General features: G+C 62.8%; 3 protein-coding genes. All 3 read left to right on the top strand.

Annotated features, from left to right (window positions below):
* Positions 1-170 precede the first annotated feature (170 nt).
* The 3 genes from atpG (at position 171) to ACVOLV_RS22060 (ending at position 2985) form a co-directional block, all read left to right on the top strand.
* Positions 171-1034, top strand: coding sequence for a F0F1 ATP synthase subunit gamma (gene atpG / locus ACVOLV_RS22070; RefSeq protein ID WP_481517428.1), 864 nt, complete (start codon positions 171-173; stop codon positions 1032-1034).
* 38 nt (positions 1035-1072) lie between these two features.
* Positions 1073-2479, top strand: coding sequence for a F0F1 ATP synthase subunit beta (gene atpD, locus ACVOLV_RS22065; protein ID WP_481536669.1), 1407 nt, complete (start codon positions 1073-1075; stop codon positions 2477-2479).
* Positions 2480-2562: 83 nt separating this feature from the next.
* The gene (locus tag ACVOLV_RS22060; RefSeq protein WP_481508170.1) at positions 2563-2985 is read left to right on the top strand and encodes a F0F1 ATP synthase subunit epsilon; all 423 of its coding nucleotides are present in this window, start codon (positions 2563-2565) and stop codon (positions 2983-2985) included.
* Positions 2986-3145: the final 160 nt, after the last annotated feature.

Below are 3145 nucleotides of genomic sequence, written 5' to 3'. Positions count from 1 at the left end.
CACGATCCCCCGGCCCCATTCAAGTTGCCCCCCCAGATCTCCCCCCCCCCCTCCCGGTCTTAAACCCGGCACCGGCGGGCGGCGGTCGCCCCCCCACGACTGAAAGCAGCGGAGCCTGGCTCCGCTGTATGGCAAACGCGGGGTTCGACCTCGCGCCACGGGAATAAGAGATGGCAAGCGGACGCGAAATCAAAACCAAGATCAAGAGCGTGCAGAACACCCGCAAGGTGACGCGCGCGCTCGAAATGGTCTCGGCCTCCAAGATCCGCAAAGCGCAGGATCGGATGAAGACCTCGCGTCCGTACGCGCAGGCGATGAAGCAGGTGATCGGTCACCTGGCCCAGGCCAGCACCGACTACCAGCATCCGTTCCTGGTTGAGCGCGAGCAGGTCAAGCGCGTGGGTTACATCGTGATCTCGTCTGATCGCGGTCTGGCCGGCGGCCTGAACAACAACCTGTTCCGCAAGACCGTCGCGGAAATGCGCGGCTGGCAGGAGAAGGGCGCCGAGATCGACGTGGTGACCGTTGGCCAGAAGGCCGGCGCGTTCTTCCGTCGTGTCAACGTCAACATGGCTGCTTCGGTGGCCAACATCGGCGACCAGCCCAAGCTGGAAACGCTGATCGGCGTGATCAAGGTCATGCTTGACGCCTACACCGAAGGCAAGGTTGACCGCGTGTACCTGGTCTACAACCGCTTCATCAACACGATGACGCAGAAGGCCAGCTTCGATCAGCTGCTGCCGTTGCCGGCTGCTGAAAAGCAGGTGGCCTCGCACGACTGGGATTACCTGTACGAGCCCGACGCAGCAACCGTGCTTGAGCACGTGATCACCCGCTACATCGAATCGTTGGTGTATCAGGCGGTGCTGGAGAATGTTGCCTCCGAGCACGCAGCTCGCATGGTGGCGATGAAGGCGGCAAGCGACAACGCGAACAAGATGATCGGAACCCTGCAGCTGGTCTACAACAAGGCCCGCCAGGCAGCGATCACCCAGGAAATCTCCGAAATCGTCAGCGGCGCGGCAGCGGTTTAACGCGCGCAGTCAACAGCACACATTTAGAGGATGCAGCAATGAGTCAGGGCAAGATCGTTCAGATCATCGGCGCCGTCGTCGACGTCGAATTCCCGCGCAGCGACGTGCCGAAGGTGTACGACGCGCTGAAGGTCGACAACACCGAAATCACGCTGGAAGTCCAGCAGCAGCTGGGTGACGGTATCGTCCGCGCGATTGCGCTGGGCTCGACCGACGGCCTGAAGCGTGGCCTGGTTGCCACCAACACCAACCGCGCCATCTCGGTGCCGGTCGGCGCTGGCACCCTGGGTCGCATCATGGACGTGCTGGGTCGCCCGATCGACGAAGCCGGCCCGGTGCAGGCTTCGGACAACTGGGAAATCCACCGTTCGGCCCCGTCGTACGAAGACCAGTCTTCCTCGACCGAGCTGCTGGAAACCGGCATCAAGGTCATCGACCTGATGTGCCCGTTCGCCAAGGGCGGCAAGGTCGGCCTGTTCGGCGGCGCCGGCGTCGGCAAGACCGTCAACATGATGGAACTGATCAACAACATCGCCAAGGCGCACAGCGGTCTGTCCGTGTTCGCCGGCGTGGGTGAGCGTACCCGTGAGGGCAACGACTTCTACCACGAAATGAAGGACTCCAACGTCCTCGACAAGGTGGCGATGGTGTACGGCCAGATGAACGAGCCGCCGGGCAACCGTCTGCGCGTCGCCCTGACCGGCCTGACCATGGCGGAATACTTCCGTGATGAGAAGGACGCCAGCGGCAAGGGCAAGGACGTGCTGCTGTTCGTCGACAACATCTACCGCTACACCCTGGCCGGTACCGAAGTGTCGGCACTGCTGGGTCGTATGCCGTCGGCCGTGGGTTACCAGCCGACCCTGGCTGAGGAAATGGGCGTCCTGCAGGAGCGCATCACCTCGACCAAGTCCGGCTCGATCACCTCGATCCAGGCCGTCTACGTGCCCGCCGATGACTTGACCGATCCGTCGCCGGCGACCACGTTCGCCCACTTGGATTCGACCGTGACCCTGTCGCGTTCGATCGCCTCGCTGGGTATCTACCCGGCCGTGGATCCGCTGGATTCGACCTCGCGCCAGATGGACCCGCAGGTCATCGGTACCGAGCATTACGAAACCGCCCAGCGCGTCCAGCAGACCTTGCAGAAGTACAAGGAACTGAAGGACATCATCGCCATCCTGGGCATGGACGAACTGTCCGAAGAAGACAAGCAGGCCGTGACCCGCGCCCGCAAGATCGAGCGCTTCTTCAGCCAGCCGTTCCACGTGGCCGAAGTGTTCACCGGCTCGCCGGGCAAGTACGTGCCGCTGAAGGACACCATCCGTGGCTTCAAGGCCATTGTCGATGGTGAGTACGATCACCTGCCGGAGCAGGCGTTCTACATGGTCGGCAGCATCGACGAAGCCGTCGAGAAGGCCAAGAAGATGGCTGAGAAGGCCTAATAACCACGTAGGGCGGAGCGTGCTCCGCCCACGCGGCAACCTGCGGTGGGCGCAGGCCCACCCAACCAGGCGAAGAGAGATCCATGAGCACCATCCGTTGCGACATCGTCAGTGCCGAGCAGCAGATCTTCAGCGGCGAAGCGACCCTGGTCGTGGCCACCGGTGAGCTGGGCGAGCTGGGCATCGCGCCCAAGCACGCACCGCTGATCACCCGTCTGAAGCCGGGCAAGGTCGTGGTCACCACCGCTGCAGGCGAGCACCTGGATTTCGCCATTTCCGGCGGCATCCTGGAAGTACAGCCGCAGGTTGTGACCGTGCTGGCTGACACCGCCATCCGCGCCACCGATATCGATGAAGCATCGGTGCGCAAGGCCAAGGAAGAAGCAGAGCGCGTACTGGCGCACCGTGGCGAAGCCATGGAACTGGCCGAGGCGCAGCAGAAGCTGGCCGAAGTCACCGCCCAGCTGCAGGCCCTGGAGCGACTGCGCCGCAACCTCAAGCACTGAGGATTGCAGCAGTACAAGGAAGAACGCCGGCCAACGCCGGCGTTTTTTTTTGCCTTGTTTTTGTAGTGCCGAGCCATGCTCGGCAGAGGGCTTTACCAGCAAACCCAACCTGTAGTGCCGAGCCATGCTCGGCAGGGGGCTTTGCCGATAAGGCTTCTGC

Source organism: Stenotrophomonas sp. STEN023, assembly GCF_056760135.1.
This window is presented reverse-complemented; position numbering and strand designations above follow the sequence as displayed.